Annotated in this window: 18 protein-coding genes, 1 tRNA gene and 1 pseudogene; 13 read left to right on the top strand and 7 right to left on the bottom strand. The window is 63.7% G+C overall.

Features of this window, described 5'->3' with window-relative positions; genetic code table 11:
* Positions 1-69 precede the first annotated feature (69 nt).
* Positions 70-1287, bottom strand: a complete 1218-nt coding sequence (locus AKJ09_RS21230) for a hypothetical protein (RefSeq protein ID WP_146649031.1) — start codon at positions 1285-1287, stop codon at positions 70-72.
* 211 nt (positions 1288-1498) lie between these two features.
* Between AKJ09_RS21230 and AKJ09_RS21225 the strand changes: the two genes are divergently transcribed.
* The 4 genes from AKJ09_RS21225 (at position 1499) to AKJ09_RS53155 (ending at position 5307) form a co-directional block, all read left to right on the top strand.
* Entirely contained in the window at positions 1499-2170 is a 672-nt protein-coding gene (locus tag AKJ09_RS21225; protein ID WP_146649030.1) for a peroxiredoxin family protein, read from the top strand.
* Between the two features lie 38 nt (positions 2171-2208).
* Positions 2209-2805, top strand: a complete 597-nt coding sequence (locus AKJ09_RS21220; protein ID WP_146649029.1) for a peroxiredoxin family protein — start codon at positions 2209-2211, stop codon at positions 2803-2805.
* Between the two features lie 29 nt (positions 2806-2834).
* Positions 2835-4685 (top strand): DUF6029 family protein, encoded by a 1851-nt coding sequence (locus AKJ09_RS21215; RefSeq protein WP_146649028.1) that lies wholly within the window; start codon positions 2835-2837, stop codon positions 4683-4685.
* Between the two features lie 475 nt (positions 4686-5160).
* A complete protein-coding gene (locus AKJ09_RS53155) occupies positions 5161-5307 on the top strand; it encodes a hypothetical protein (protein ID WP_169927717.1) in 147 nt (48 codons plus the stop codon).
* A gap of 974 nt (positions 5308-6281) precedes the next feature.
* Here the strand turns inward: AKJ09_RS53155 and AKJ09_RS21210 are convergent.
* Complete coding sequence (locus AKJ09_RS21210) at positions 6282-6860, bottom strand: RICIN domain-containing protein (RefSeq protein ID WP_169927716.1); 579 nt, start codon at positions 6858-6860, stop codon at positions 6282-6284.
* 1032 nt (positions 6861-7892) lie between these two features.
* Here AKJ09_RS21210 and AKJ09_RS21205 point away from each other — a divergent pair.
* Positions 7893-9752: an alkaline phosphatase D family protein gene (locus tag AKJ09_RS21205; protein WP_146649026.1), complete on the top strand. Its 1860-nt coding sequence runs from the start codon at positions 7893-7895 to the stop codon at positions 9750-9752.
* A gap of 180 nt (positions 9753-9932) precedes the next feature.
* Complete coding sequence (gene aqpZ, locus AKJ09_RS21200) at positions 9933-10697, top strand: aquaporin Z (protein WP_240488541.1); 765 nt, start codon at positions 9933-9935, stop codon at positions 10695-10697.
* A 104-nt stretch (positions 10698-10801) separates the two neighbouring features.
* Here the strand turns inward: aqpZ and AKJ09_RS21195 are convergent, their stop codons facing one another.
* From AKJ09_RS21195 to AKJ09_RS21180, 4 genes are all read right to left on the bottom strand, one after another.
* Entirely contained in the window at positions 10802-12640 is a 1839-nt protein-coding gene (locus tag AKJ09_RS21195; RefSeq protein WP_146649025.1) for a cytochrome-c peroxidase, read from the bottom strand.
* A 104-nt stretch (positions 12641-12744) separates the two neighbouring features.
* Entirely contained in the window at positions 12745-14820 is a 2076-nt protein-coding gene (locus AKJ09_RS21190; protein ID WP_146649024.1) for a bifunctional aldolase/short-chain dehydrogenase, read from the bottom strand.
* A 40-nt stretch (positions 14821-14860) separates the two neighbouring features.
* Positions 14861-15235, bottom strand: a complete 375-nt coding sequence (locus AKJ09_RS21185) for a hypothetical protein (protein ID WP_146649023.1) — start codon at positions 15233-15235, stop codon at positions 14861-14863.
* Positions 15232-15972, bottom strand: a complete 741-nt coding sequence (locus AKJ09_RS21180) for a hypothetical protein (protein ID WP_146649022.1) — start codon at positions 15970-15972, stop codon at positions 15232-15234. The genes AKJ09_RS21185 and AKJ09_RS21180 overlap by 4 nt, the downstream gene beginning before the upstream one ends.
* A 593-nt stretch (positions 15973-16565) precedes the next feature.
* On the opposite strand from AKJ09_RS21180, the gene AKJ09_RS21175 reads away from it, so the two are divergent.
* Positions 16566-16637: transfer RNA gene (locus AKJ09_RS21175), tRNA-Val, on the top strand.
* Between the two features lie 582 nt (positions 16638-17219).
* On the opposite strand, the gene AKJ09_RS21170 is transcribed toward AKJ09_RS21175, so the two are convergent.
* A complete protein-coding gene (locus AKJ09_RS21170) occupies positions 17220-17459 on the bottom strand; it encodes a hypothetical protein (protein ID WP_146649021.1) in 240 nt (79 codons plus the stop codon).
* Positions 17460-17554: 95 nt separating this feature from the next.
* On the opposite strand from AKJ09_RS21170, the pseudogene AKJ09_RS21165 reads away from it, so the two are divergent.
* From AKJ09_RS21165 to AKJ09_RS21140, 6 genes and pseudogenes are all read left to right on the top strand, one after another.
* Positions 17555-18046: pseudogene (locus AKJ09_RS21165) on the top strand (alpha/beta hydrolase); the annotation flags it as partial.
* Between the two features lie 196 nt (positions 18047-18242).
* Entirely contained in the window at positions 18243-19097 is an 855-nt protein-coding gene (locus AKJ09_RS21160; RefSeq protein ID WP_146649019.1) for a helix-turn-helix transcriptional regulator, read from the top strand.
* A gap of 116 nt (positions 19098-19213) precedes the next feature.
* Positions 19214-19339, top strand: coding sequence for an ATP-binding protein (locus AKJ09_RS21155; protein WP_275936742.1), 126 nt, complete (start codon positions 19214-19216; stop codon positions 19337-19339).
* A 61-nt stretch (positions 19340-19400) separates the two neighbouring features.
* Positions 19401-19625: a hypothetical protein gene (locus AKJ09_RS21150; protein WP_146649018.1), complete on the top strand. Its 225-nt coding sequence runs from the start codon at positions 19401-19403 to the stop codon at positions 19623-19625.
* A gap of 305 nt (positions 19626-19930) precedes the next feature.
* On the top strand, positions 19931-24949 hold the full coding sequence (locus tag AKJ09_RS21145) for an AAA family ATPase (protein ID WP_146649017.1): 5019 nt from the start codon (positions 19931-19933) through the stop codon (positions 24947-24949).
* The gene (locus AKJ09_RS21140) at positions 24946-25461 is read left to right on the top strand and encodes a sensor histidine kinase (RefSeq protein WP_146649016.1); all 516 of its coding nucleotides are present in this window, start codon (positions 24946-24948) and stop codon (positions 25459-25461) included. The genes AKJ09_RS21145 and AKJ09_RS21140 overlap by 4 nt, the downstream gene beginning before the upstream one ends.
* Positions 25462-25744: the final 283 nt, after the last annotated feature.

Raw genomic sequence — 25744 nt, 5'->3', positions numbered from 1 at the left:
TGAACGAGAAAGCGGCGCCGCGATCCGACGATCGCGAACGCCACTTCTCACCCTCGCGCGGCCGTTCGACTACTTCGTTTGCCTCGACCAGCAGCCGACGTTGTAGTCGGTACCGAACGCGTACATGCCCGTGCAGTAATCGGCCGGAACGCTCGCAACGCCGATCCGCGAGAGCCCCGTCGAATCATCGGCCTTCCGGCCCCTGCAGCCGACACCGACTTGCCCCTGAAGGTCGCCCGGGAGAGCGGGGCAGCCGAGGTTGACCCCCTGCTTCTGAATGGGCTTCCCGTTGAGGTCCGTCGTCAGAGTGCAGGTGATGGTCGACTTCTTCGCGCAGGAACGTTCGGTGGTGTAAGGGCCCTGAACGCAGGCTCCGTCTTCACCGCAATCGGCGTCTGAACGGCAAGGCGAGCAGAGCGAACCGTCACCAACACACCGCTGCGCTCGGGGGAAGCAGACCTTCGGGCCGATGCCGATATCGGCACACACCGCGTCGCTGGGGCAGTTCTTTCCCTGCGAGCATTCGTTCGTGCAGAACCCGGCGCCGTCGGCGTCACCGACACAGTGCTGGCCCTGCCCGCAATCGAAGTCAGCCGTACAGGGCGCGCAGTAGTCGCGACGCAGACAGGCGCGGACGGTTTCGCCGACGACGCGCTCGTCGGACTCGACGTTGGGCGACGCGTTGATGGCTGCGCAGTAAAAACCTGCTCCACAGTCGCTGTCCTGCGCGCAGTCGTACTTCGTGCAGTACGCATCCGCGTCCGTGGTGGCAACGCCGTAACATTGGAACCCCTGGGCCGAGTCGCAGGCAGGGTTTTCGGCGAGACCGCCCATGGGGAGACAGGAAGCTCCCCACTGTCCGGTGCCCTTCGCAAGCTCTGCACCTGCACCGTTCGTCGAGGTGTCCTTGCGACAGAAGGCCTCTCCGCCGTCTTCACCGGGAACACACGTGTAGTTGAACGGGCAGCTCGAAGAGGGATCCGAGTTGCTCGCGCAGGTCTTTCGGCACTTCGTCTCGCCTTGGTACGTGAGGCACGTATTGCCGGCGGCGCACTTCGAGCTGTCACATGCGGGCGTTGGTGCGCCGCTGGATTTGTCCGAGCTCGAGCATGCGGGAGCGCCTGCGAGCAAGGCGCCGCCAATCACTGCGGCGACGACGAGCGACTTCGAGAGGGATTCGGCAGAAGCGACGCGTCTCAGACGGTCACGAAATCCGCGCGATTCGACGGGCGACACGCGGTTGGCCGAGGGCTTACGGGCATTCTGAGCGTGGAGCGATTTCGTCATAACTTTGGGGCCTTCGGGACATATATGTCGTAGCCGCCCAGAATTTCTCGGCGCCCACATGACCCGCTCGAACGCATCGTGTGACACGCGTTTGACGACAGCCGATGTAGGCGCAAGAAATACGGACGGTCGCCTTGACGGCCAGCACGGCCTAGATACCCTCCCGCACGCGCACGGCCCCTACCGGCGACCAACGTCATCAGAGGTCCCAATGAAGATCGCTGCCAGTTTTTCCGCTCTGTTTGCCCTCGCTCTCGTCGCTTGCTCATCGAGCGGCGGATCTACCTCCAGCTCGGATCCGGTCGACCCCGGTATCGAGGGTGGCTCGGGCGCCACCCAGGAGACCAACGGCAAAGGTGACGTGTACCCGACGGCCAACCAGGGCACGAAGAAGGGCAACACGATCAAGAACTACAAGTTCGTCGGCTACCTGGACGCGGACAAGGCGGACGGTCTGAAGCCGATCTCGCTCGCCGACTTCTACGATCCCACCGGCGAGACCTACGAGCTCATCCACATCCAGGCGTCGGGTACCTGGTGCAGCGTGTGTAAGGCCGAGACGCAGGCGACGGTCCCGCTCGCCGATCAGATCAAGGCGCGCAAGGTTGCGTGGATCATCACGATCGCGGAAGGCCCCACGCCGGGCGTGCCGTCGACCCAGCAGGACCTCGACAAGTGGATGTCGACGTTCAACGCGCCGTTCACCCACGTCCTCGATCCCGGCAACAAGAACCTCGGACCGTTCTATGACGCCGCGGCTCTTCCCTGGAACGCGAACATCAACGCCAAGACCATGGAGATCCTCTCCGCGGGCGTCGGCGGCACGAACGACGGCGCAGCGATCCTCAAGGAAATCGACGCCGCGCTCGCCCAGGTCAAGTGACGCAAACCGTCACGTCGAACACATAGATAGGGAACGTCATGCAGCGGTCGATGTTGGTGGGAGCGCTCGTCGGAGCGCTCCTCGTCGGGGGTTGTGCACAAGAAGGTGGTCCGGGCGCTCAGACGGGCGGCGCGAGCACCACGAGCGGGCCCTCGGCAGGTGGTGCCGCGTCGGACTTCACGGCGCGTGACACCCAGGGGAATACGGTCAAGCTGTCGAACTATCTCGGCAAGCAGGCCATTCTCCTGAACTTCTGCGCCACCTGGTGCGAGCCGTGTGTCGCGGAGTTCCCGCACATGCGGAAGATGTACGAGCAGAACAAGGACAAGGGCTTCGTCGTCCTCGCCATCGCGATGGATGGTCCGGAGACGGTCGCCAACGTTCCCGCGTTCGCCGCTCGTAACCAGCTGAACTTCCCCGTCGTGACCGACGAGGATTCGCATATCGCGGCGCTCTACAACCCGAAGAAGTCGGCGCCCCTGTCGGTCCTCATCGACAAGCAGGGCAAGATTGTGGCGACGCGTGAAGGATACAACCCGGGGGACGAGGAATTCCTCGCGAAGGATGTCGCGAAGGTGCTCGAAGCTGCCCCCGCGGCCCCGGCCGCTCCGGCGGCCCCTGCACCGCAGAAGTAATTCGTCTTCTCAGGTGAAGGGATAAAGCAGTGCGCACTCGCGCGATCGCCTGCCTTGTGGCAGGCCTCGTGTCGGCGACGCTCGCGTCCGAGGCGAAAGCCGTCGACCTCCCGCAGGTCGGCGGCGCCCCGGTTCGGCTCGAGGTCACCGAGACGTCCATTGCCGCTCAGCGGTTCAATGCACGGGACGGAGAGAACGAACGCGATCAGGGCTCGTTCTCGTGGCTCAATCGCCTCAACGTCGTCCTGTCATGGAAGCAGTTCACGTTCGGTGCGCGGCTCGACTCGTCGCTCTATGCGCTTCGGCCGGAAGATCGCAACTACGCCGATCCCTCGATAAAGGATGGCGCGATTGCGGACGGCGCTTCCCGCTATCGGGATTCGCTCTATCCAGCGAAGCTCTACCTTACATACAAAAACGGAATCGTCGAGGCCACCGCGGGCGATTCTTACGTGCAGTTCGGTCGCGGCCTCGTGCTCTCGATGCGCAAGGTCGACGAGCTCGGCATCGACACAACGCTGTTCGGCGGCAAGCTCACGCTCCAGAAGGATCCCTTCTCCTTCACCGTGACCGCGGGGCTCGCGAACCCTGCGCGCGTCGACGAGCCGACCGGCCGCGCGCTGTTCCTTCCCAAGCCGATCCCCGGCCGTGAGCCGCAGCCGCTCTTCGGCTCCGACCGCATCATCGCGGCGCAGATCCAGGCGGGTCGTGGCTTGCCGGTCGTTGCCTCGACGCAGGCAGCGATGCTCGATCGTTGTGCGCCGTATCGCTACAACCGCGATGGCAGCGTTCAGACTGGCCTCTTCGACGCTCCCTTCGGCACGTGCGACGAGGGCGCGACCGACAAATGGTCCGAGAGCTGGTCGAAGACGAACCCTGTCTCCGAGGCAAAGCGCACGATCAACGCCAGCCAGAGCATCGAGGTTCCGAACCTCTGGGGCCACGGCAACTTCTACGTCGAAGCTGCCGTGCAGAAGCGCGAGCTCGCGGACGGGCGCGACAACAACACCCAGGGCAACGCGGTCTACGCATCGCTGACCAACACGGGTGGCCCGATCACGAACACGCTCGAAGTGAAGAGCTACCGCAACTTCTTACCGCTCGCCGGGAGCATCAACATCTCGCAAGCGTCGGCGTTCTCGAACATCGCGTATTCGGCGCCGCCGACCGCCGAGGTCGTCACGCAAGACTCGATGTTCGGGTTCTTCAACGCGTGCGTTACGGGCGGTCGCGATCGCCTCGACTATCGCGTCAACAACAACGCGCTCTTCTGGGGCGCGCTTGGGTACTTCGTCACGCGCAGCGAGGTTGGGGCGCCCCCAAGCTGTGACAAGACCGGCAAGAGCACCGCTACCAACCCAAGCGAAGCGACGAACTCCGTCATCGACGTCAGCGCGGGCACTCAGCTCCAGTGGGACGACGACAAGTCGATCGCCTTCCTCACGGCCACGTACCGCAACGACACGAAGGACAACGGCGATCTCTATTACCGCGAGTACGCGTTCCAGTACTCGATCACGAAGTACATCTCAGGCCCGTACGCGCTCGAGATCGCCGGCCGTCACCGCCGTCGTCAAGAAGAAGGGCAGAACGCTCGCGGCGCCAACAGCCTGGAGGGTCAGCCCTGGTCCGAAGGCGACAACCAGGTCGCGTTGAAGGTCGCCCCCAAGTGGATCTTCTCGCAGGGCTTCGAGTACACGACGTTTATCGGTCTCCCGACCTACTACTTCAACGGTGGCATCGTGTATCGCTTCACGAGCCAGTCGAACATCCGCCTCTTCGGCGGTCAGAACCGTGGTGGTCTTCGCTGCGTGAGCGGCATCTGTCGCTTCTTCCCCGCCTTCAGCGGCGCGCGCGTCGAACTCACGCTCCGCTTCTGAACCAACACGCTATCGAGTGAGCTTCGGCTCGGTCGTCCTCGCGACGTCCGGGCCGAATGTCTTTGTGTCGGCCACGGTCGAGAGGCACGGTAAAATCGGAACAGACGTCGCATCACCATCGCACTCGTCGCAAGCGCTCTGCCTGCTGCTACCTGGATGATGCTCGCCTGCGGCTCGAGCGACGCGAGGCTTCACTGGTGAGCGATGCATCGAGCGAGGGCCCTACGCCCCTACCCCACGCACGCGTTGACGCGACTCCGCCCGGCACGATTTCGTGCGAAGCGGCCGAACCATGGACCGGCCCCGAGGACGAAATAGCACCCCCGACCACCGCCGTTGCCCCCGCTTTGCGGTGAAGGCCAGTTCTGTCTCTCGGTCGGGAACTCATACTGGCGCCCCTCGACGTCGATGCGGAGACGTCGGGCCGAGCACGTTCAACTATGCGTCGGGTCGACTTTGCAAAGGCTGTCATCCGATGACAGCGTGCGATGGCGGCGATCCGTGCACCTGCCTGCGTGCCCAGCTTCCGCCGGACGTATGCAGCGCAGACGCGGAATCGCAGTGCCGCGTCGGCGAGGACGGCCGTGTCCACTTCCGCTGCCTGTCGATCGTCGCGCTCTGAACGCAACGCGGGCCGAGCTCCCGTGCGACGGCACAACATGGCGTCTCTTGCGCGCAAGCATCGCGGTCAGATAGTGCCGAAGCGCACGCCCGTCATCGTGCAGACACAATCGAGAAGCGCCGCGAGTTCCTCTTTGGCTCCGTCTTTTACATCGCATGCGAGAGCGTGCTTTTTATCCGGGCCATGTCGATCCGAAAGTAGCCGGAAAAGCAGACGGCGACAGCTTCGACGTCGCCCCCACGAAGCTGACGGACGTCGCCGGTCGGAAACCGGTTCCAGCGGCCGCGACGCCGATCACACGGTTCGTGTGCTACCGGCGGGGCTCGCGCCGCGTCGCATCTACTAGGGTCGGTTCGGAGTGCTCGGCAGGACGACGCGTTGCGGAGCCGCCAAGAGACCGGTCCCTCGGCCGACGCCGACGTGTCGATCCATTCGCGACGCGTGCGCACCAGAGCCACACCCGTCGGCACTATCGCTGTTGGCCAGCGCACACCGCGTCCGAGTTTGCGACCAATTGAAACGGCACTGCATAGAGCCGGAATCAAAGGCAGCCTGCTGACCTCCCTGCGCCAAATTGGTTAGCAAACGTTCAAAAACTGACTCCCCCTAAGAACTTCCTCTTCGTGCACAGCGAGGAGGCCAACGAGGAACTGGCGCAGTTCTACTCGCTCGTCGTGTCGTGCGACCGGCTCGAGGAGAATCCGCCCGAGTACCTCGCCGACCGCCCTCCGTCGAATCGATAGGAGCGCGAAACCTGATCTCCTTAACCGCGGTCCGACACGTGGCAGCCCCGCGGCACGCCCCCGCCAGCCGAACAGATCTGCGTGAACTGATCCGCGTGCGCTTACGCGCCTCGACCGGCGTGCGCCTTCGCGCGACGACGGGAGCATGCGCCGGTGCAACGCGCTGCAGAGGAACCGAAGCGCGTCACACCTACGAAACAACTCAACTCAACTCAACAACACGCAATCACGTCAGAACATGTAGCTCGTAAAATTATACCACACATTACCGTTCGCCGGATAATTATAAATCGCCTGACTGGGACCCACAGGAGTGGTATACGCCAATTGAAACCGACTGCCAATATTCATAAATGCATACTGGTTCGGCCCTGACTGCAGCGAAACGATATTCCATTTTTGAGCATTCGACCCGTTACAAGTGACCAGCTGCGGCCTACCGCCGGACGACGCCCCCTGAAGACATCTTCCGAACAAACTCAGCTCAAATGTACTCGGCTGGAACACCCACTTTTGCGCACCACTACCATTACAAATTGCGGTCACAACATAGCTGCCCTCGACATCAGCACCAGACAGACAAATGCCTGTATCCCACGTTGTACTAATTGCGCCAATCATGGCCGCCTGAGCCCCGTTGGGGGTCACCACCCCATCGGCATTTGCACTGCCAACCTCATGATCAGAAGACAATGCCTGTTTACCTTCAGCAATGGAGCCCGTCTCGGACGATTCAGCAGCACAACCAATTGCAAAACAGGCAACGGCAGACAACAACAGTGCCTGAGACAAGAGCTTCTGCACCTTCATCACGAACCTCCAGCGATATGCCAAAACCGGACGCAACCGAGTACGAACGGCCACCAAGCTCGCGTTCGGCACCATGGATTTACAAATACTAACGCAGCGCTTTACGCGAGAAGCTTTCGCACTCTAGAGCAACCAAACCTCATCCCGCAAACCATTAAAATTAAGCCATATCGATCTAAATCAATGAATGCGACACTACGTCTCAGTCACATCACGCAACAAGAACCAACGATAATTTTCTTACGTAAACGCACGCAGTGTCAAAGTCAGACAACGTCAACACAACCCCGACACGGGCTGAGCCGCGTCGCAAACTTCATCAAACCTTAGCCGCTGCCCTGAGCGCCTGCGCTGTGCTGGGATTGTCGTCAATTCTGCATGGCTCATTCGGCGACGGACGTTCAACACATGAGCTTTAGCTGGATGCGTGGGTGTCTGGATCGACATCACAAACAGGGCACGATCCCAGATAAATCAATATCGTTTTAAATACGCCCCATCCGCGTCACACGGCCCCCGGCGCGCAACTGAGAGCCCGTACTACCGTGTGTGCATTCCGGCCAATCCCGCATGACCGCGGAACAATTCTCTCGCGGCTGTTGGATATCCAACAGCCGCACTTCGAATCCCCAATTAATCGTTCCCAACCGTTCTTTCGCCATTTACGACCGATTGAGCCGCGACATGTCGCATTTCCGACATGTGCTCTTGTCACGAGTGACTCGTCATCGACCCCGTTCTCGTTCGAATCTCGCGCGCACGGACGTACGGGCCATCCCGTAGACAACGCCGAGCACACGTTAGGCGGCGTGCACCAGGCGCGGAGCATCTGCATGGCTCCTCCGAACGCTGGCTCGTTGTAGCGCGTCCCACCGTCACGACCGTCGAGGGCAGAACCGAACGTCCGAAAGCGCACAACATCGAACGGCCGAGCTAGCTGTCGATGATGCACCACGTCATTGCGACGAACAGCAAAACGACGCTCGTGCGCATGGTTCACGCGACGGGGCCGTGTCATCGTGCGTGAGCTCGATGAAGCGCCGCGACTTCCTTTTTGGGTCCCTGGCATCGGTCTTCTACATCGCTTGCGGGAGCAGTTCGTCCCCGGCGACGACCGCGGTCGACGACGACGCGGGTACGAGCGGCCCGGACGGACCGGATGGCGGAAGGCCCGAGGCGAGCGCCGCGCTCACGCCGACTTCCTCTCCCGAAGACAGCGATCGCGTGTTCCCGCAGGGCCTGGCGTCGGGTGATCCGCGGCCCGACCGCGTTCTTTTGTGGAGCCGCGTCGATCCCAAAGGCGCGGGCAAGGCGGAGAGCGACAGCTTCGACCTCGGCTTCGTCGTCGCGACCGACGAAGCGCTGACCAACGTCGTGGCGCGAGGCACGGTTCCCGCGACAGCCGATAGCGACCATACGGTGCGCGTGGTCCCGACGGGCCTCGAGCCCGGGCGCTTCTACTATTACCGCTTCGAAGCGCTCGGGACGACAACGCGCGTGGCGCGCACGAAGACGGCTCCTGCGGCCGACGCCGACGTGCCGGTCAAATTCGCGATGTGCGCCTGCCAGGACTACATCGGTCGCTACTACCACTCGTGGCAGGCTCTGCTCGACGAGAAGGCCGACCTCGACTTCGTCCTCTACCTCGGCGACTTCATCTACGAGTCGGTCAACGACCCTCGATTCCAATCGAGCGGCGACGATCGCACCATCACCCTCCCCGACGGGATGGACACCTCCGCAGCGCAAGACGGCTCGCGAATCGCGGCCAAGACGCTCGCCGACTACCGCGCCGTCTACAAGGCCTATCGAGCGGATCCCACGCTACGCGAGGTGTGCCGCCTCTATCCCTTCATCCTCACCTGGGACGATCACGAGTTCGCCGACGATTGCTGGCAAGACCACTCGACGTCGTTCAACGAGCTCGATCCGGTCACCAAGGGCTTTACCGACGAGAAGAACACGCCGCGTCGAATGGCGGCGAATCGCGCATTTTCCGAGTTCCAGGTGGTCGACGTCACCTACGACTCGAAGGCGACCTTTCCCAACGACATTACGATTTATCGGTCGATCCGATACGGCAAGCACGTCGATCTCTTCATGACCGATCAGCGGTCGTACCGCGCCGACCATCTCATCCCCGAAGGCCCAACGGATTTGCTCGTCGGCAAAGTCACGAAGAACACCTCGGTGGGTTCGCGCTACTTCGTCCGCAAATCGGAGTTCGACAAGCGAGAGACCAAGGCCAAGCCGTCATTGCTAGGTGCCTCGCAGAAGGCCTGGCTCATCGACGCCGTGACCAAATCCACCGCAACGTGGAAGGTCTGGGGCAACGAAGTGCAGATGTACCAGATGGCGCTGGAGCTCGGCACGCTCCCCAACGTCCCGGCGTTCTTCACGTACACGGCATACGTGAATTGCGATCAGTGGGACGGCTATCGTAGCGAGCGCGCCGAGATCCTCTCCGCATTCACCAAGGCGAACGTCGAGAACCTCCTCGTCTGCACCGGAGACATCCACGCGTTCTTCGCGTCCGAGCTGCACGTCGACTTCGACGCACCAGGTCCGAAGCCGGTGGGCGTCGAGTACGTCACGGCCGGCATCTCGTCGGCGTCGCTCCAAGCGCTGGTGAACAACCTCACCGGCGGCGGGTCGCTCCAATTCATCGCCGACTCCTTCTTGAATGGTGCCGACGCGGCACTGAAAGAGTCGAATCCCCACATGCGCTACTCGGATTCGAACGCGTACGGCTTCGCCCTGATGGAGATTCAGAAGGACAAGGTCGAAGCCACGTTCGTCCAGCTCGGGGATCCGCGCGAGCCCACGTCCACCATCGTCGATCGCGTGAAACTGACGACGCTCGCGGGAACGAACACCATCCAGCTCGTTTGAAGCTCCTTCATACTCCGAACTCCACACGACAGCTCATCGTCGGATAACGGCACTCGGCAGCCCAACCGGGTGCCATTGCCACATTGCTCGGGGAGTCGCGCGGGACTTAAGTTCGTCGAGTCCGCCGCAAACAGAGGCGGTGCGCGCGACGGACGCGCGATGGAAAGGGGTAGTACTCCCATGCCGACGATTCCGATGCCGAAGCGCTTCGTAGCTGAGCTCATGGGCACGATGTGGCTCGTCTTGGGAGGCTGCGGAACAGCCGTGCTGGCAGCGAAATTCCCGGAGACGGGAGTCGGGTTCCTCGGCGTTGCCTTCGCGTTCGGGCTCACCGTCCTCACGATGGTGGCGGCGATCGGTGGCACCTCCGGCGCGCACCTCAACCCTGCCGTCACGATCGGTCTTGCGACCGCAGGCAAGTTTGCCTGGCGCGACGTGCTTCCGTACATCGTCGCGCAGCTGCTCGGCGCGATCATCGGCGCAGGCATTCTCTATCTCATCGCGAGCGGAACCGCGGGCTTCTCGCTGGCCAACGGGTTCGCGACGAACGGCTTTGGCGTCCATTCGCCGGGTCACTATTCGGCGGCGGCGTGCTTCCTCTCCGAGGTCGTGCTCACGTTCGCGTTCCTGATGGTCATCATCGGCGCAACGCGTGACACGGCGCCCAAGGCCGCCGCACCGCTCGCGATCGGTCTCGCGCTCACGCTCATCCACCTCATCAGCATTCCGGTCACGAACACGTCGGTGAATCCGGCGCGGAGCACCGGTCCGGCGCTGTTCGCGGGGGGCTCCGCGCTCGTGCAGCTTCCGATGTTCTGGATCGCTCCGATCCTCGGCGCGGTCGTCGCGGGCATGCTCGCACGCTGGCTCTTCGCGGGTGAATCGACGGAACCCATCCGCGAGCAGCAGGCGATCGGCCGACGCCCGATCGTCACCGGCGCCTGATGCGCCTTATCACAGCGCGCGATGCGACGAAGCGGAGGGCGCTCGAAAGGGCGCTCTCCTGCTTCCGCGTTTTGTGAGCGAACGATGCGTCGATCGAGCCGAAATCAGGGCACGGCGTCGGCCGTGAGCACTTCGAGAATGGTCGGCAGCTCGGTCTGCGCATTGCCGTCGAAGTTCGCCACCCAGGGCTCGATCGTGCCGGTCGTGGTTCCCGGGGCGAGCTCTTCGCTACGTTGACCGTAGTGCTTGCTCACCTCGAGGAGCGTTGCGAACTTCCCTCCGTGGCCGTACGGAGCGGTCTGCGCCACGCCTCGTAGCGGCGGCGTCTTGAAGGCCCCGATCATCGACGGAGCCGCCGTGGAAAGGAACGTCTTCGCCGCGGACGGCGCATCGCTCCAACTCGTGCTCGCGAGGAACTCGGACTTGGCGAGATCGGGCAGGATGTCGATGCGTCCGCGATCGGCCGCACCGTCTTGGCGGCCGGTCGGGAAACGAATGACGTGGAAGGCGTCGTCCGTCATGCGCGGACCCCAATGGCACTGCTGACAGCCGGCCGTGAAGAAGAGATTCAGAGCATCCTTCTGGGGTTTCGACAGCGCGTTCGTATCGCCGTCGGCATAGCGATCGAGGGCACTCGGAGCCACGCGAAGGGTGCGCTCGAAGGCCGCGATGGCCTTACCCACGTTCACGTAGACGCGCGTGACGTCGTCGCGTTGCTTTTGCGTGAGCGCGTCCCACGCGGGGTCGCCAGGCTTTGCCCCATCGGGAAGCCCGGCGAGATCGGGCAGCGGATACTTCGAGAAGACGGCGCCGTAGTCGGTCGGGTAACGGGCTACGATCTGCTTGGCGACGAACAGGCGGCTGCCGCCAAACTCCTTCGGATTCTCGAACGGCCCGAGGGCCTGCGCCCAAAGGGTGTCAGCGCGGCCGTCCCAGAACTGCCAGCGCGCATGCGCGGCGAGCGCGACCGAGGGGGAGTTACGATCGCCGAGGCTGACGCCGGTGGACTGCGCTGCGCCGTCAGCAAACGACTTGAGCGGATCGTGGCAGGTGGCGCACGACACGTTTCCCTTCGGCGAGAGCTTCGCGTCGGAGAACAGCGTCTTGCCGAAGGCGGCGGCGGCCGGGACGTCGGCATACTCGTTCGTCGGATCCGGCGGCGGAGCGTCGACGAGCTTCATCCCGCGGATCATGTCCCAGCGGTTCTGCGTGAAGATTCCGTCGTAAAACGTGGGGGCCGGAACCGTTGGACGCGGAGCCTTGTCGAGATCGGCCAGGGCGATCAGAACGCTTCGTGCGAACGATTCGGGATCCGGATCGGTGGCGACGGTGACCACCGTCATCGTGCGCGTGTCGATGAACGTGTAGGCCGGAAGTGACCCGAGACCGAGAAGCGTGGTCTGGAATCGATACGCCGGATCGAGCGCCGTCTTACCCTGCGTGCCCACCCGCGTGATCCATCGCTTTGCTGCCGCCTGATCGGCCGGCATGTTGTCTTCGTCGGCGACGAGCAGATCGAGACGCAAGAGGCGGTCGGCATAGCGCGCGTCGCCGAAGAGGTCGTTCGTGTGCTTGGCGTGCCAATCACAGCTTCCGCACCACGCTGCGGTCGAGCGCACGACGAGCAGACGCGACTTGGGCGCACACGGCTCGAAGTAGCTCTTGATGGCGACAGGGCCGTCGGGACTCTCGAACGTGAGGTCCGGCGGAACGGTGTTGAGAAGCGACAGGTCGTACGGCCCCGGAGGGTAGTCGGCAGGCTTGCCGTCGACGCAGAACGGCGACGCCGTCGAGGTCGGAGGCGATGCTTGGTCGACCGACGCATCCGAAACGTTCACCGACCCAGGCGACGAGCCCGACGAGTCATCGCTGCAGGCTGCGGCGAGCCCTCCTGCGAAAGTCACCGCGACGAGAGCGAAGAACAGACCCGAGGCGCCACGCATCGTGGCATATCGACTAGCACGGCGGCGCTGGGCGGGGCAGTCGCGCGATGAAGCTCCGTCCGAGAGCTTGCGGTCGCGCTTGTCCGTTGCAGCTTCTCCTGGGATCAGCGCGGAAACGCGGCTGCGTTACCGCCGTCGACGGTGATGACGCAACCGGTCGTGGCCTTCGCCTGCGCGAGGTAGCCGAAGGCCTGGGCTACGTCACGCGCGGTGACCTCGCGGGCGAGGAGGTTCGAGCGGAAGTAGTCGTCGACCGAGAGCCCGCGTGCGGCCGCGCGCGATTCGAGCACACCGCCGCCGAAGATCCCCGTGCGGATGCGATCGGCGTTGACGGCGTTCGAGCGAATGCCGTCTTTCGCCGTATCGATGGCGTACTGCTTCATGAGCGCCACGAGGGCCGACTTGGCGACGGCATAAGGACCGAAGCCGGGACCGGGGTTGAACGCGCTCTTGCTCGCATTGAAGAGCAGGCAGCCGCCGCGGCGCGACAAGCGCATGGTCTCGACGGCGCACGACGCGACGATGTTGTGCGAGAGAAGGTTCGTCTCGAGCGATGCGCGCAAGGCATTCTCGCCTTCGTCGGTGTCGAGCTTGCCCTCGGGCGCATTGCCCGCGTTGCTCACGAGGATATCGACGCCCCCGAACGTGCGCGCGGCGAGACGGAAGACCGCGTCGACGTCGGACCGCTGCGTGACGTCGGCCGCGCGCGACACGATCCGGTCGCCGTGCTTCTTGCCGAGCTCGGCCTGGACCTTCTCGAGGCTCGCCCCGTCGCGATCGCACACCACGACGTGCGCACCGAGCTCGAGGAGGTGCTCGGCGGTTGCGCGGCCGATGCCGGAAGCAGCCCCCGTGACGACGGCGACCTGCTGGCCGAGCGGCGCCTCTGCCTGCTTCTTGATCTTGGCTTGCTCGAGGCTCCAGTACTCGACGTCGAAGAGGTCGTCGCGACTGACGGGCGAATACGTGCCGACGTCTTCGGCGTCGGTGATGACCTGGATGGTGTGCTCGTAGATGTCCGCGGCGATCTCGGCTTCTTTACGGGTCTTGCCGACGGTGACGACACCGATCTTCGGCAAGAGAAGAACACGCGGCCACGGGTCGAGCTTGGTGCGCGTGATGCCTTTGCGTTTGCAGGTATCTTCGAAATAGTGGTCGTAGGCTCGTGCGTATTCGCCGATTTCGCGCACGAGACGCGCGGCAAATCCAGGCACATCGGCGTAATCGGGATTCGCGACGAAGAGCGGTGTGGGCTTCGTTCGAATGACGTGATCAGGCGTGGCGCAACCGCGCTGCGTGAGCGCGAAGGCGTTGGGCCGATCGAGAAACGCGAGAAGCCACTCGTTCGAGCGAAGGACGGCAATCGGCGCGCGCTCGGGAGACTCGTTCGACGCCTGCGCGAGCGCTCCGCGCACGATGGGAAGAACGGTCGCTTCGAGCTCGGCATTGCGCTCGATGGCCGGCACGTTGGCCGTGGGCGTCTTGTCCGAGGCGTAGAGCTCGGCGCGCGTGACCACGTCGATCATGCGCTCGTAACTCTCCTTCGCGGTGTCGCCGAAGGTGAAGACCCCATGGCGCTCGAGCACCATCACCGTGGGCGAACGCCCGGCCGCCTGTGCCGCGTCCCAGGCCTTCTTGCACGCCTTGGCGAGGCCGAAGCCCGGCATGACGTACGGAATCCAAAGAAGGCGATCGCCGAAGATCTCACGGCAGACGCGTTCGCCGTCCGGCTGATCGGCCACGGCGAGAATGGCGTCGGCATGGGTGTGATCGATGAATCGCGCAGGAAGCGCCGCATGAAGGAGCGTCTCGACGCTCGGCGTCGGCGCATTCGCATCGAGGAGCGCGAGCCGCAGCTCGTTGACCATCTCCTCGTCGGTCATGTCGGGCAGCTCGAGCAAACGCCCGAGGGGGGCCATGCGCACGGCCGGATGCCCGGCAGGCTCGATGGTCGCGAGGTCCCAACCGGAGCCCTTCACGTGGAGCACCGGGACGGTCTCACCGAGGATGGTCTTGGCCTCGGCCTTCACGCTGGTGTTGCCGCCGCCATGGAGAACGAGCGAAGGGTTCTGCCCCAGCAGCCGCGCGCTGTACGTGCGGAGCGCAAGCAGCTCGCTGACGTTCGCCTTTCGCGGCTCGACCGCCTTGGCCGCATCGGCCTCGACCCAACGACTCTCCATCGGACCTGCTTACCAGGGAGCCGTTCGCGAAGGGAGGGGTTCAAGGCTGGGCGGAGACAATCGCCTCGAGCACCAGTACGAGCTTGCCGTCGGCGAGGATCTCCACGTCCGTGCGGCCGGGCTTCCGGCCCTCGAAGGCGAAGTCGCGATCGGAGACGAGGCTGGAGACGCCGACGATGCTCTCGTCGTGCGAGCGCACGGTGCCGCCCATGAGGTCGTCGTCGTCATTGAGTGACACAATGTGCGCCTTGACGATCATCCCTTCGGGAATCTCGACCCGCTGGAACGTGACCGTTCCTCCGAGCGGACTGGCGACGACGCCGGTAATCTCGGTGTGGTCGTAACTCGGCCCGCACGCCCCGAGAGCAAGCGCGAACGCAAAGACGACGAGCGAACGTGCCGACGTCGTCTTCATGGCGTCACCACGACCTTGATCTCGCGATGCAGCGCCGCGCCGTCGATGGCGACGATCGTGCTGCCCGCCGCGTTGCCATAGACGCTGTATCTCCCGGACGACTGAGGCTGCATGCTCGCCACGTCCGAACCTGCGGACCACTTCACGCCGATCTTGCCGGCGAGTGGCTCGCCCGCGTCATTGCGAAGAAGCACGCGGAAGCTTCGTGACTCCCCTTGCTTCAACGCGATGAGGTCGACGCTCCGCGGATCCGCGTCGTCGACGGAGTCTACGTCGGCATCGTAAATCGTGAGCGCGTCGGGTTTGACGATCTTGATGACGGTATAGTCGACGAGCTTTCCCGTGGCGTCGAACGCCGCGATGGTGCCATGGCCTTCGCGCTGGGCAACGAACCCCTCGGGGCCCCGCGTGAAGAAGGTCTCGCCGATCGCCGAAAGCGTGATGCCCCCTTGGGGCTGCGGCCCGTCACTCGACGTCGTGCGCGGTCTGAATTTCACGTCGAACGTAGAGCTGAGCGATACCGCCGAGGGAAACGTCGTGGCCTCGTGCGAGTAAGGCGTGCACGCCGCCCCGTCGTCGCACGAGAACGTGAATCCACCATTGCCGAGTTCCCCGGCTTTGACGTCACCCCCACGCGACCCGCAGCCAGCCATCAACGTGGCTGCGAGCGCGCCAAGCATCATCGGCGCGAAGGCATGCCGCGCCCGCGCCGGTGCGAAGGAAGAAAGAAGCTTCATGATCGTTTCCGAGAAGGAAGAGACGCGAAGCAACTGCCAAGCGAAGAAGCGGTAACGCGAAGCGAACGAAGCGAACGAGCTGTGACGAGGCAAGCGAAGAAGCGAACGAAGCGAACGAAGCGAAGCGCGACGAAGTCAGCCAGGTAACGGAAGCGGGAAGGAAGCCGACGATCGAAAGCAAAGCGAAGAAAGCAGTAACGGAGGGGAGAAGCGGACCGACTGCCCTTCCCTCTCGCAACGCTCGTGCCTTCGTGCGCACCTACCTCGCCGCCTGCCGTTCGCCCGAGAATCCCGGGGTTTGCCGCCGTTCCTTCCGACCGCGCCGGTGTGAACGTGAAGCGCGAACCTCAGGCCCTATGACACGCCTGCCAGACCGGAAGCCTCGCGAAGCCTCCCCAACGCTCGCCAAGCAGGCGACGGAAGCGTCCACACGCCTCGACGGGCGTTGGCCCCCCTGCCCCGCCAACTTTTTCGTCTTTCGGCCGACCCCTCAGAACCCCGGCAAAACCAGGGCCTCGGCATATTTCGTAACGTCTTCGCGACGTCACCGCTTGACACTTCGCGCAGAGAACGGTACTTCCGCCATCACCTTCAGGCGCGTAGCTCAGTGGTAGAGCACTACCTTGACACGGTAGGGGTCGTTGGTTCAACCCCAATCGCGCCTACAATTTAGGCACTAGAAACAAGCCGGTTCGAGCATTCGCTCAGCCGGCTTTTTCTTTTAAGCTTCAGCCGTGGGTGGGGTTTGGGTGGGGTCTCTTCGAGGGGTCTTCCCCCTGCTCTTCGTGGTTGCGACCGTACCGGCGTGCAAACGTCCGCCGAGGGACGCGCCCAGGGATGCTGCGGCTCAGCCCAAGTGGGAGAGCGCCACGATCTCGGTGAAGGTGGCTTCGGACCTTCCGTCCGGCGCGCCGTGGCACCCTCGGCCGCGTGGCGTACCGGACAGCAAGTCCTGGGAGACGCTGAAACTGCCGTCCCCCCTCGTCTGCATCACGGGCGAAGAACGTCGATGCTTCCCCGACCCCGACTTCGGGCCGCCGAGCCATGCAACCGTGGCCACGATCGAACGAGCTGCGGTCCCCCCGACGACGGACGAGTCGTTCGCGGTGGAGGTGCGTGACAGCAAACCCACCGGCCAAGTCATCTGCTCCGGCACCTGCTCAATGGGCAAGACATGCGTCTTCCCCTTCGTGCCCCGTAGCGAGCACTCGCCATGCGTCGTTGCGTTCGGAACTGATCGCGTAGACCTATCGACCGTTCGACTTGAGTGCCCGTGGCACGTCGGTGGTCTTTGCGAGTGAGACCGCCGCCGCAACCTCGTACGTGACAACGTTGCGAGTCGCCGCGAGGTGGTCGGGCAATAGGTGCGAGTAGAGCTCGGTCACACGCGTGTGCGAGTGCCCCGTGATGCGGGCCAACGCGAACAGGTCCGGCATCCGCTCGAGGAACTTCGACGCGAAGGTCAGCATCTTCGTTCGCTCGGACATTGCCTGCACATTGAACACGCACAGGACGCTCGTCCAGCCGTGTCTTCATGACGCGCGTCGTCGACCCGCGTCAGGTTTAAGGAACAACTAAATCGCGCGTCGCGAAGGCCGTGCTCATCAGTGCCGTAACGCCGCTCTTCCTGAAGACGAGCAATCGCGCCAATGGCGTGGACAAGGCGGTCTTCGAGAGCATCCGCGGCGGGCTCCGCGCGGATCGCGCGCAGTTCCTGAGCGACTTCAACACGCTCTTCTACGGAACCAACCGGAAGAAGGACGCCGTCTCCGCGGCGATCACGACGCAAACGTTGAACATGGGTCTGCTTGCATCGATCAAAGCGACCATCGACTGCGTGACCGCATTTTCGGAGACGGACTTCCGGCCCGACATGAAGGCCTTCGAGATTCCGACGCTCGTGATCCACGGGACCGACGACCAGGTCGTCCCCTTCGAAGCGACCGGAAAACTCGCGGCGGAGATGATCCGTGGAGCCAGCCTTCGGCCCCACGCGGCTCGTCCGCACGCGCTCCCGAGCACCCACAAGGTCCGCGTAAACGAGGATCTCCTCGCGTTCCTCAAAGGCTCATGAACCACCTTTCGTGGTGACCGATACGCTCCGCCCGTACGTGGTCCGCTGACCGGCGGTTGCCGCCCAAGCAGGCGCCGCCGGCTCCGATCGACGGAGCTCGGCAGCTCGTCACGGTCGAGGTTGCTTCGCCCTCCGTTCGTGCAATTGCCTTCACTACTGCCCGTCCAGCGCGGAGGACCTATCTTCGACAGAGATCATGGTGAGCTCCCAAGATTCGCGGCGAAGCTCGATTCGTTACATTCGCACCCCCGAGCTGAAGGGCACCGAGCTCCATTACCTTCGCACCTGGTCGGGGGCTGCCGCGCCCGGCGTCAACCCGCATTTCGAGCTGATTCTCGTCGACTCTGCCAGCAAAACCATTCTCCACCGAGGCGCCAGCCAAACCATCAGCAGCGGCTTCGTCGGAATACGTTCGCCCTACGAGACTGGCAAGCTCGCTCGTCGACACGCGAATGAGACGCGCGTTCGTATCATCTCGTTCTCCCATGCGCTCGTCTCCAGTGCGCTGGAGATAGCCAAGGTGCGAAAGCACGACGTGCCGTCGGTACTTCGCTACGGCAAAGACCGCGTCCTCAGAAAGCGCGCGGAAGCCATCTTCACGGCGGTCGAAGCGCATGCGCACCCGACAGAGCTCGAGATGCACGTCGATGCGTGTGCGATGGCGCTCGTGGGCTCGCTCGTCGGCTCGCCCGAACCAACCTTTCACTTGGACGAGCGCTCGGCGGCGTCGCGCGTGCGTGACATCTTGCACGATCGGATGAACGAGACCTTCACCTTGAACGATCTCGCGCGAGAGGTTGCACTCACGCGGCATTACGTCGTTCACGCCTTCAAGCGGGCATTCGGGATTGCCCCTTATGAGTATCTCATGCACCTGCGCGTGGCTCACGCTCGCGTGCTGCTTGCGAGCGGCATGCGTCCCGTCGACGTGGCTCACGCCGTCGGCTTCTACGACCAGAGCCATTTGAACCGGTGGTTTCACAAGGCCGTCGGCATGACGCCGGGCCAGTACGCCGCCGACATCTCGCCACAGACGACGCCCCCTCGATAGACCTCGATCGCTGAGGGCCGACAACCACTCGACAGCAATCACATACACGTCTTCGCGACGAGATCACGACGAACCAGACGATCACGCATTGGGGTCACGTCTTCGGCGACGAGGTCATCGCCGCTGCCGTCCTCGATCGCGTGCTTCACCACAGCCACGTCCTGCTCATCCAGGGCGACAGCTTTCGCGTACGTCAGAAGAAACGGGCCGGGCTTCTCGGCTCCAGAAAGACAACCCTGTAAAGGCATCCAGAGGGGGTCAGTCTTAGTGGCGTTTGGGGGTCAATTCTTGGTGGCGTTTGACATGAGCTACGGCAGTCTCGTTGCCGCGAACGGGCCCGAGAACAACATGTCTCCGCACGTGGCGCTCGCGCTCACGCTCCCGAAGGGATTCTCACTCTCTGGCGAGGTCTGGGCGTTCTGGAGAACGAGCCTCGATGACGGCGTCTACAACGTACCTGGCACACTCCTCCGCAAGGGCAGCGCAAATCAGGGGCGCTACCTCGGCACGCAGGTCGAGGGTACGTGACGCGCGGATCGGCACCTGCCCCTCAACGCGACGCTCGCCTGGTTCGCGACGGGGTCGTTCTTCGAGACGAGCGCTCCGGGAAGAGACATCGTCTACGCGGCCGCCTGGGCGACGTACAAATTCTGAATCACGCTCTCGGTCACATCAGAACAACGTCGTCCAAGATCCAAACGCGTTTGCCGTGTAGAAAGTGGCGGCGCCGACCGCCGCGATGTCCCCCGGGCCAACGTACGACGCGAGGCAGACGCACGACGAGAAGGAGCTCGGCGCCCGCATGTCCCGAAGGAAGATTGTGGTATCCTAGGATGACGATCGCCGACAGCTCCGGTCAGCTAGACGCTCCCACGCTATCGGAATACCGCTTCAAGACGATCGATCATGATGGCATCGTCGCATTCTCGCGTGGCCTTCATCCAGAGACGGGGACCCGTATCGTCATCAGGCATGCAGCCTCGATCCATGTCGAGCCTGAAGCTGCGCGCCGAATCGAGAACGAATATGCGCTTCGTTCGCTGCTGCACCCGGACTGGGCCCTCGTGCCGCGTGCCCTTGCGCGATACCGCAATGGTGTGGCGTCGGTCTTCGATGACTACGCAGACGCCCCGTTGGTCGCGCTGCTGCACGAGCGCCAACCGACGGCGCACGCGCTCTCGATCGCCCGAGGTGCGGCGGCGGCGCTGAAGGCCACGCACTCTGTCGGTCTCATTCATCGCTCCGTGACGCCCCACAGCCTCTTCGTCGATGACGACGGCCGCTGCCGGATTGGTCGATTCGGCGTTGCGGTGCCCAGCACCGACACGGCCAGTAGCGACGCCAACACGGACCGGCGGACCATGGTGACGATGACGGGCGACGCCACGGCATACATGTCTCCGGAGCACACGGGGCGCACACGTCATGCCATCGATCAGCGCAGTGACCTCTATTCGCTCGGCGTCATCTTCTACGAGCTGCTCACCGGGCAGTTGCCGTTCAGACCGCGAGATCCGTCAGACCTCGCCGAATGGATTCACGGCCATTTGGCCAGCACACCAAAGCCCCCACAAGAGATCGCGCCGGATGTTCCGTGGATGCTCTCGCGGATCGTTCTCAAGCTGCTCGAGAAGAGCCCCGCCCAGCGCTATCAGTCTGCGGCTGGCCTCGAAGCGGACCTCGTGCGATGTGCGGCTGCCTTGCACGAGCACGGCGAGATCCTGTCCTTCGCGCTAGGCCAGCGAGACCTGCCCGCCGAGCTCGAACTTCCTGACCGTCTCTATGCTCGCGATGCCGAGCTCGCTGAATTGCTCGATGCCTTTGGTCGCGCGGCGACGACGACGCAGGCTGTAACCGTCGCGCTGACGGGCCCGTCCGGAGTTGGAAAGAGCACGCTGATGCGCGCCTTCGTGCGGACGATGCAACAGCGGTCCGTGTTCTGCGGCATAGGAAAAGCGGACCAATTTCGTCGCGACGTCCCGTACGCCGTGCTTGCCGATGCCATACAGGCGGTGGTCGATCAGGTTCTTGGGCTATCCGGGGATGCGGTGCGCATGTGGCAGCTCCGCGTGGTGCAGGCCCTGGGGGCATATGGGCGTTTAGCGGCGCGCATCGCGCCCGCGCTACTACTGCTTGTCGACGACTTCCCACCTGCTCCGCCGACGGAGGGCGCGGACGCCGACGTCCATATCGATATCGCGATGCGTTCGCTGGTCCAGGCGTTTGCGCAGCCAGATCGTCCTCTTGCACTGTTCATCGACGACGTTCAGTGGCTCGACCAACCTTCCCTCAGTCTGCTCGCGCGGCTGGCGAGCACGCCAGGGCCGTTGCCGTTGTTCTTGGTTTGCTCCGCGCGCGTCTCGGAAGGCGGGCCCTTACCCCTCTTGCGTCAGCGGACGGCAATTCAGACAATCGCCGTGGGCAATTGGCCAGTAACCACCATCACCACGTTGCTCGCAGCGGGCTTACGCGCACCGGAGGCCGACATCGAGCCGCTCGCCCAGCTGGTGCATGCAAAAACGCTGGGGAATCCATTCTTCGTCAAGCAATTCCTACACACACTTACCGATGAGGGGCAGGTCTCCTTTTCGAGCGATCACGACTGCTGGCGTTACGACTTGGCGGCGATCGAGCAACGAAAGTATACCGATAACGTCGCTGAGCTGGCCCTGCACCGCCTCCAGCGTCTGCCGCAGGAGACGCGGGAGTTGCTCGGTGGGATGGCTTCGTTGGGCGCCCGGTCCGCGATCACGCTGCTCTGCGATGCGTTCGCGCTGAGTGAGCACGAGTTGCACCAGCGGCTCTCGCACGCGAGCGCGGCTGGTCTCACGATGCGGATCCAGGGCGAGTACGCCTTCACGCACGATCGCATCCAGGAAGCCGTGCATGGATGGATCGACGACGACACACGCGCGAAACTCTGTCTGCGGGCCGGGCGCCTACTCATCGGAGCAGCGCGCGACGACGTGGTATTTCGTGCCGTCAATCTGCTCGCTCGAGCAGAAGCCTTGGTGACGACACCGGACGAATCACTCGATATGGCGGGTGTCTTTTCCAACGCAGCACAACGTGCGCGACGCGTCGCTGCGTACGACGCCGCGCTCGCCTATGTCGAGACCGGCACGAACCTCTTGAGGAAGGCAGACGTACAAGCCCAGGATTTCGCTGCGCTGGAGTTCTCATTGCTGGAGGAGCGAGCGATCTGCTGGTTCCTTCAGGGGCGCATCGACGATGCGTTGGCGTTGGCCACGGAGCTGCTCCGCGGTCCGGTAACACCGCTACAGGAAGCCAGCATCTACCGTCTCAAGATCGAGATACACATGCGTCGCTCGGAAAACGCGATGGCCGTGGAGACGGCCATCGCTGGATTGCGACGATTCGACATCGCACTCACCCCGCACCCTTCGGCGGAGTTTTGCGATGCGCTGTATGATGCGATTCGGCCCCAACTCGATGCCGCCCAGCTCGACGCCTTGCTCGCGCACCCCCAGGTTGCCGATCCGCAAGTCGAAGCCGCCACGGGCCTGCTCTCCGCGCTCTTGGTGCCCGCCAGTTTCACCGACGAGAACCTCCCGTTTCTGACCCTCTGCGAGACGCTGCGCCTGATGTTGGCGCACGGGATGACGGGGTCCTCGGCGGTTGCCTTGAGTTGGCTCGGCCTCCAAATCTGTGACCGATACCAAGCCTTCGCAGACGGTTTTCGCTACGCGGAGATGGCGCGCCGGCTGGTGACGCATCGAGGATACACCGCGTACGAAGCGCGCACGCTGCTGCCATTGGACCAGCTCAGTGTGTGGACCCAATCGCTCTCGTATTCGATCGAGTGCGCGCGCGCCGGATTTGCCGCCGGAGTGGCGCATGGCGACCTGACGACCGCCTGCTACGAGTGTTGCCACGTCGTCGCCGCGATGCTGGTACGCGGCGACGACCTCGATGACGTCCGCTCGGAAGTCGCGCGCGGTCTCGAGTTCGTCCGGCGCGCGGGTTACCGCGACGTCGAGGCGATCCTGCTTCTGCAACTGCGCTTTGCGGATAGCCTACGCGAGGAGCTCCCCTCCGACGGCGAGCTCGCGTTCGACCTCGAGACGGCCGATACGAAAGCCGGCGAACGCCTCTCGACATTCGAATTCTGGTATTGGCTCTATCGCGCGACGACGCTCCATCTCGGCGATCGGTTGGATGCGGCCCGTATCTGTCTGGATAAGGCGGCGCCCCTCGCGTGGTCCGCGCCGGCACACATTCATCAACTCGACCTCCATTTGTATCGCGCCCTGACGATCGCCGCCGAGTCCGGCGAATCGGAGACTCGGGACTGGGAGATGCTGCGCGCCGATGCGCGCCAGATTCGAGATTGGGCGCAGGCCAACCCGGCGACGTTTACGGACAAGGCGCTTCTGGTCGAAGGGGAGATCGCCCGGCTGGAGGGCGACGCGCTGACGGCGATGTCATGCTACGAGCAGGCCATTGCCCATGCCACGGCGCACGGCTTCGCGCATATCGCGGCGTTGGCGCACGAGCGCGCGGCACGGCACTGCACCTCCTTGCATCTCGCGTCAGCGGCAGCAGCGCACTTCCGGAGCGCGCGGGACGCGTATCGACGCTGGGGCGCGACCGGCAAGGTTCGTCTCCTCGAAACGCAGTTTCCCGACCTCGATGACGCCACCCGGCCACGCCCTTGGCGTCTTGGCGAAGTCCTACAAACCGTGGACACCACGAGCGTCATCAAGGCCTCCCGCGCGCTGACGGAGGAGATACGGCTCGACAAGCTGATCGACAAACTGATGACCGTGGCCTTGGAATATGTGGCGGCGCAGCGTGCCCTGCTCATTCGCATTCAACCAGAAGGCTCGATCGTCGAAGCGCAGGCAGAGACCAAGGAAAATGGCATTCACGTACACCTCGTGCAAATGCCAATGACGTCTGATGCGCTACCTATATCGATGTTTCATGCCGCCACCCGCACCGGTCGAGCGGCCATCGTCGGCGACGCAACGCGCGAAAGCCCGTTTGTCATCGACCCCTATTTGGCAGCGCACCCCGGCTGTTCGGCGATCTGCATCCCGCTCGTGCGCCATGACGACGTGACGGGCGCGCTCTATCTGGAGAACCGACTCGTACGCGACGCCTTCACGCTCGACCATGTGCGGCTGCTCGAGTTGATCGCCGCCCAAGCGGCCATCTCGCTCCGGACGGCACGTCTGTACGCCGATCTGCTCGCCGAAAATGAGCACCGTCAGCGGGTGGAGCGTGAGCTGCGCGCCAGCGAGGCATCGCTGGCGATGGGCGAGAGCGTGAGCCACACGGGCAGCTGGCGGTGGGACGTTCGCGACGACCGGTTCTTTTGCTCCGATGAGCTGCGCCGCATCTTCGAGCTCGACCCCTCGCAGCGCGACGTCTCGTTCGACGACTTCGTATCGCGCATGCACCCCGAAGACCGGGCGACCGTCAGGAGGATCACCGAATCGCATATTGCGGATCAGACGCCGATTCATGTCGAATACCGCATCGTGCGCGCCGACGGCTCGGTGCGGTACCTTGCTGCCGTCGGTAAACCGATGCCCGGCGAAGACGGTGCGCTCGACTACGTGGGCACGGTCACGGACATCACCGCGAGGCGGCAGGCCGAAGATGCGCTGCGCGCCGCGCAGGCGGATCTGGCGCGCGTGTCGCGTGCCACCACCGTCGGTCAACTGACCTCCTCCATCACGCATGAAATCAATCAACCGCTGATGTCGATCGTCACCAACGCAGGCGCCAGTCTTCGCTGGCTGACACGCGCCCCCCCGACATCACCAACGCACGCGAGGGGCTCGAAGCCATCGTCAATGAAGGTAGGCGCGTCGGCGAGATGATTCGCGGTCTACACGCCCTGACGCGCAATTCGGCTCCCGTGTTCGCACGGGTCGATGTTCACGAGGCGATCCGCCACATTTTGGCCATTTCGCGCAGCGAGATCGAACGCCGGCAAGTCGTCGTGCAGCTCGCGCTCAACGCGGAGCCGCCGATCGTGTTCGGCGATGGCGTTCAGCTGCAGCAGGTGATCCTGAACCTCGTGGTCAACGCCATCGACGCCATGAGCGACATTCACGATCGTGCACGCGAGCTCAAAGTCGTCACGCGCGTCGTGGACGGAACCGCACTGGAGGTCAGCGTGCGCGATAGCGGCATCGGTATTCGCCGCGACCTGGTCCAGAAGATCTTCCAGCCGTTCTATACGACCAAGGCAAACGGAATGGGCATGGGCCTCGCCATCTCCAATTCAATCGTCAAAGCTCACAAGGGCGAGCTGCACGCCGCGACGCTTCTGCCCTATGGCAGCCAGTTCTCGTTCACGATCCCGCTGCCGGACCACGCCACGCCCTGACGGCGCGCTCTCGGATCCGAGATTGCCTCGACGAGTGCCTCACCGACGACGACCGCTCCTCGGCTTCGCATGTCTCCTCCGCGCGCGTCAGAGCGGTGCCGCCGGGGCCGTCTTGATCGCATCCACGAGGCGCAAAACGGCGACCGCCCCTTCTGCGACGAAGGAACCGATGTGGATGTGCGGGCTCCGCCACGTAGCACCACGGGCAGATGAAGTCCGACACGACTTCCACGAGAACCATCTTCCAGGGTCTTCGTCCCCCGACCAACATCGTGTGGCTTGG

This window comes from Labilithrix luteola, assembly GCF_001263205.1.
GTDB lineage: Bacteria > Myxococcota_A > Polyangia > Polyangiales > Polyangiaceae > Labilithrix > Labilithrix luteola.
This window is presented reverse-complemented; position numbering and strand designations above follow the sequence as displayed.

Coding starts and splice junctions, on each gene's coding strand:
- AKJ09_RS21230 (WP_146649031.1), bottom strand. CDS start 1,287: ATGACGAAATCGCTCCACGCTCAGAATGCCCGTAAGCCCTCGGCCAAC.
- AKJ09_RS21225 (WP_146649030.1), top strand. CDS start 1,499: ATGAAGATCGCTGCCAGTTTTTCCGCTCTGTTTGCCCTCGCTCTCGTC.
- AKJ09_RS21220 (WP_146649029.1), top strand. CDS start 2,209: ATGCAGCGGTCGATGTTGGTGGGAGCGCTCGTCGGAGCGCTCCTCGTC.
- AKJ09_RS53155 (WP_169927717.1), top strand. CDS start 5,161: ATGACAGCGTGCGATGGCGGCGATCCGTGCACCTGCCTGCGTGCCCAG.
- AKJ09_RS21210 (WP_169927716.1), bottom strand. CDS start 6,860: ATGAAGGTGCAGAAGCTCTTGTCTCAGGCACTGTTGTTGTCTGCCGTT.
- AKJ09_RS21205 (WP_146649026.1), top strand. CDS start 7,893: ATGAAGCGCCGCGACTTCCTTTTTGGGTCCCTGGCATCGGTCTTCTAC.
- aqpZ (WP_240488541.1), top strand. CDS start 9,933: ATGCCGACGATTCCGATGCCGAAGCGCTTCGTAGCTGAGCTCATGGGC.
- AKJ09_RS21195 (WP_146649025.1), bottom strand. CDS start 12,640: ATGCGTGGCGCCTCGGGTCTGTTCTTCGCTCTCGTCGCGGTGACTTTC.
- AKJ09_RS21190 (WP_146649024.1), bottom strand. CDS start 14,820: ATGGAGAGTCGTTGGGTCGAGGCCGATGCGGCCAAGGCGGTCGAGCCG.
- AKJ09_RS21185 (WP_146649023.1), bottom strand. CDS start 15,235: ATGAAGACGACGTCGGCACGTTCGCTCGTCGTCTTTGCGTTCGCGCTT.
- AKJ09_RS21180 (WP_146649022.1), bottom strand. CDS start 15,972: ATGAAGCTTCTTTCTTCCTTCGCACCGGCGCGGGCGCGGCATGCCTTC.
- AKJ09_RS21170 (WP_146649021.1), bottom strand. CDS start 17,459: ATGTCCGAGCGAACGAAGATGCTGACCTTCGCGTCGAAGTTCCTCGAG.
- AKJ09_RS21160 (WP_146649019.1), top strand. CDS start 18,243: ATGGTGAGCTCCCAAGATTCGCGGCGAAGCTCGATTCGTTACATTCGC.
- AKJ09_RS21150 (WP_146649018.1), top strand. CDS start 19,401: ATGAGCTACGGCAGTCTCGTTGCCGCGAACGGGCCCGAGAACAACATG.
- AKJ09_RS21145 (WP_146649017.1), top strand. CDS start 19,931: ATGACGATCGCCGACAGCTCCGGTCAGCTAGACGCTCCCACGCTATCG.
- AKJ09_RS21140 (WP_146649016.1), top strand. CDS start 24,946: ATGATTCGCGGTCTACACGCCCTGACGCGCAATTCGGCTCCCGTGTTC.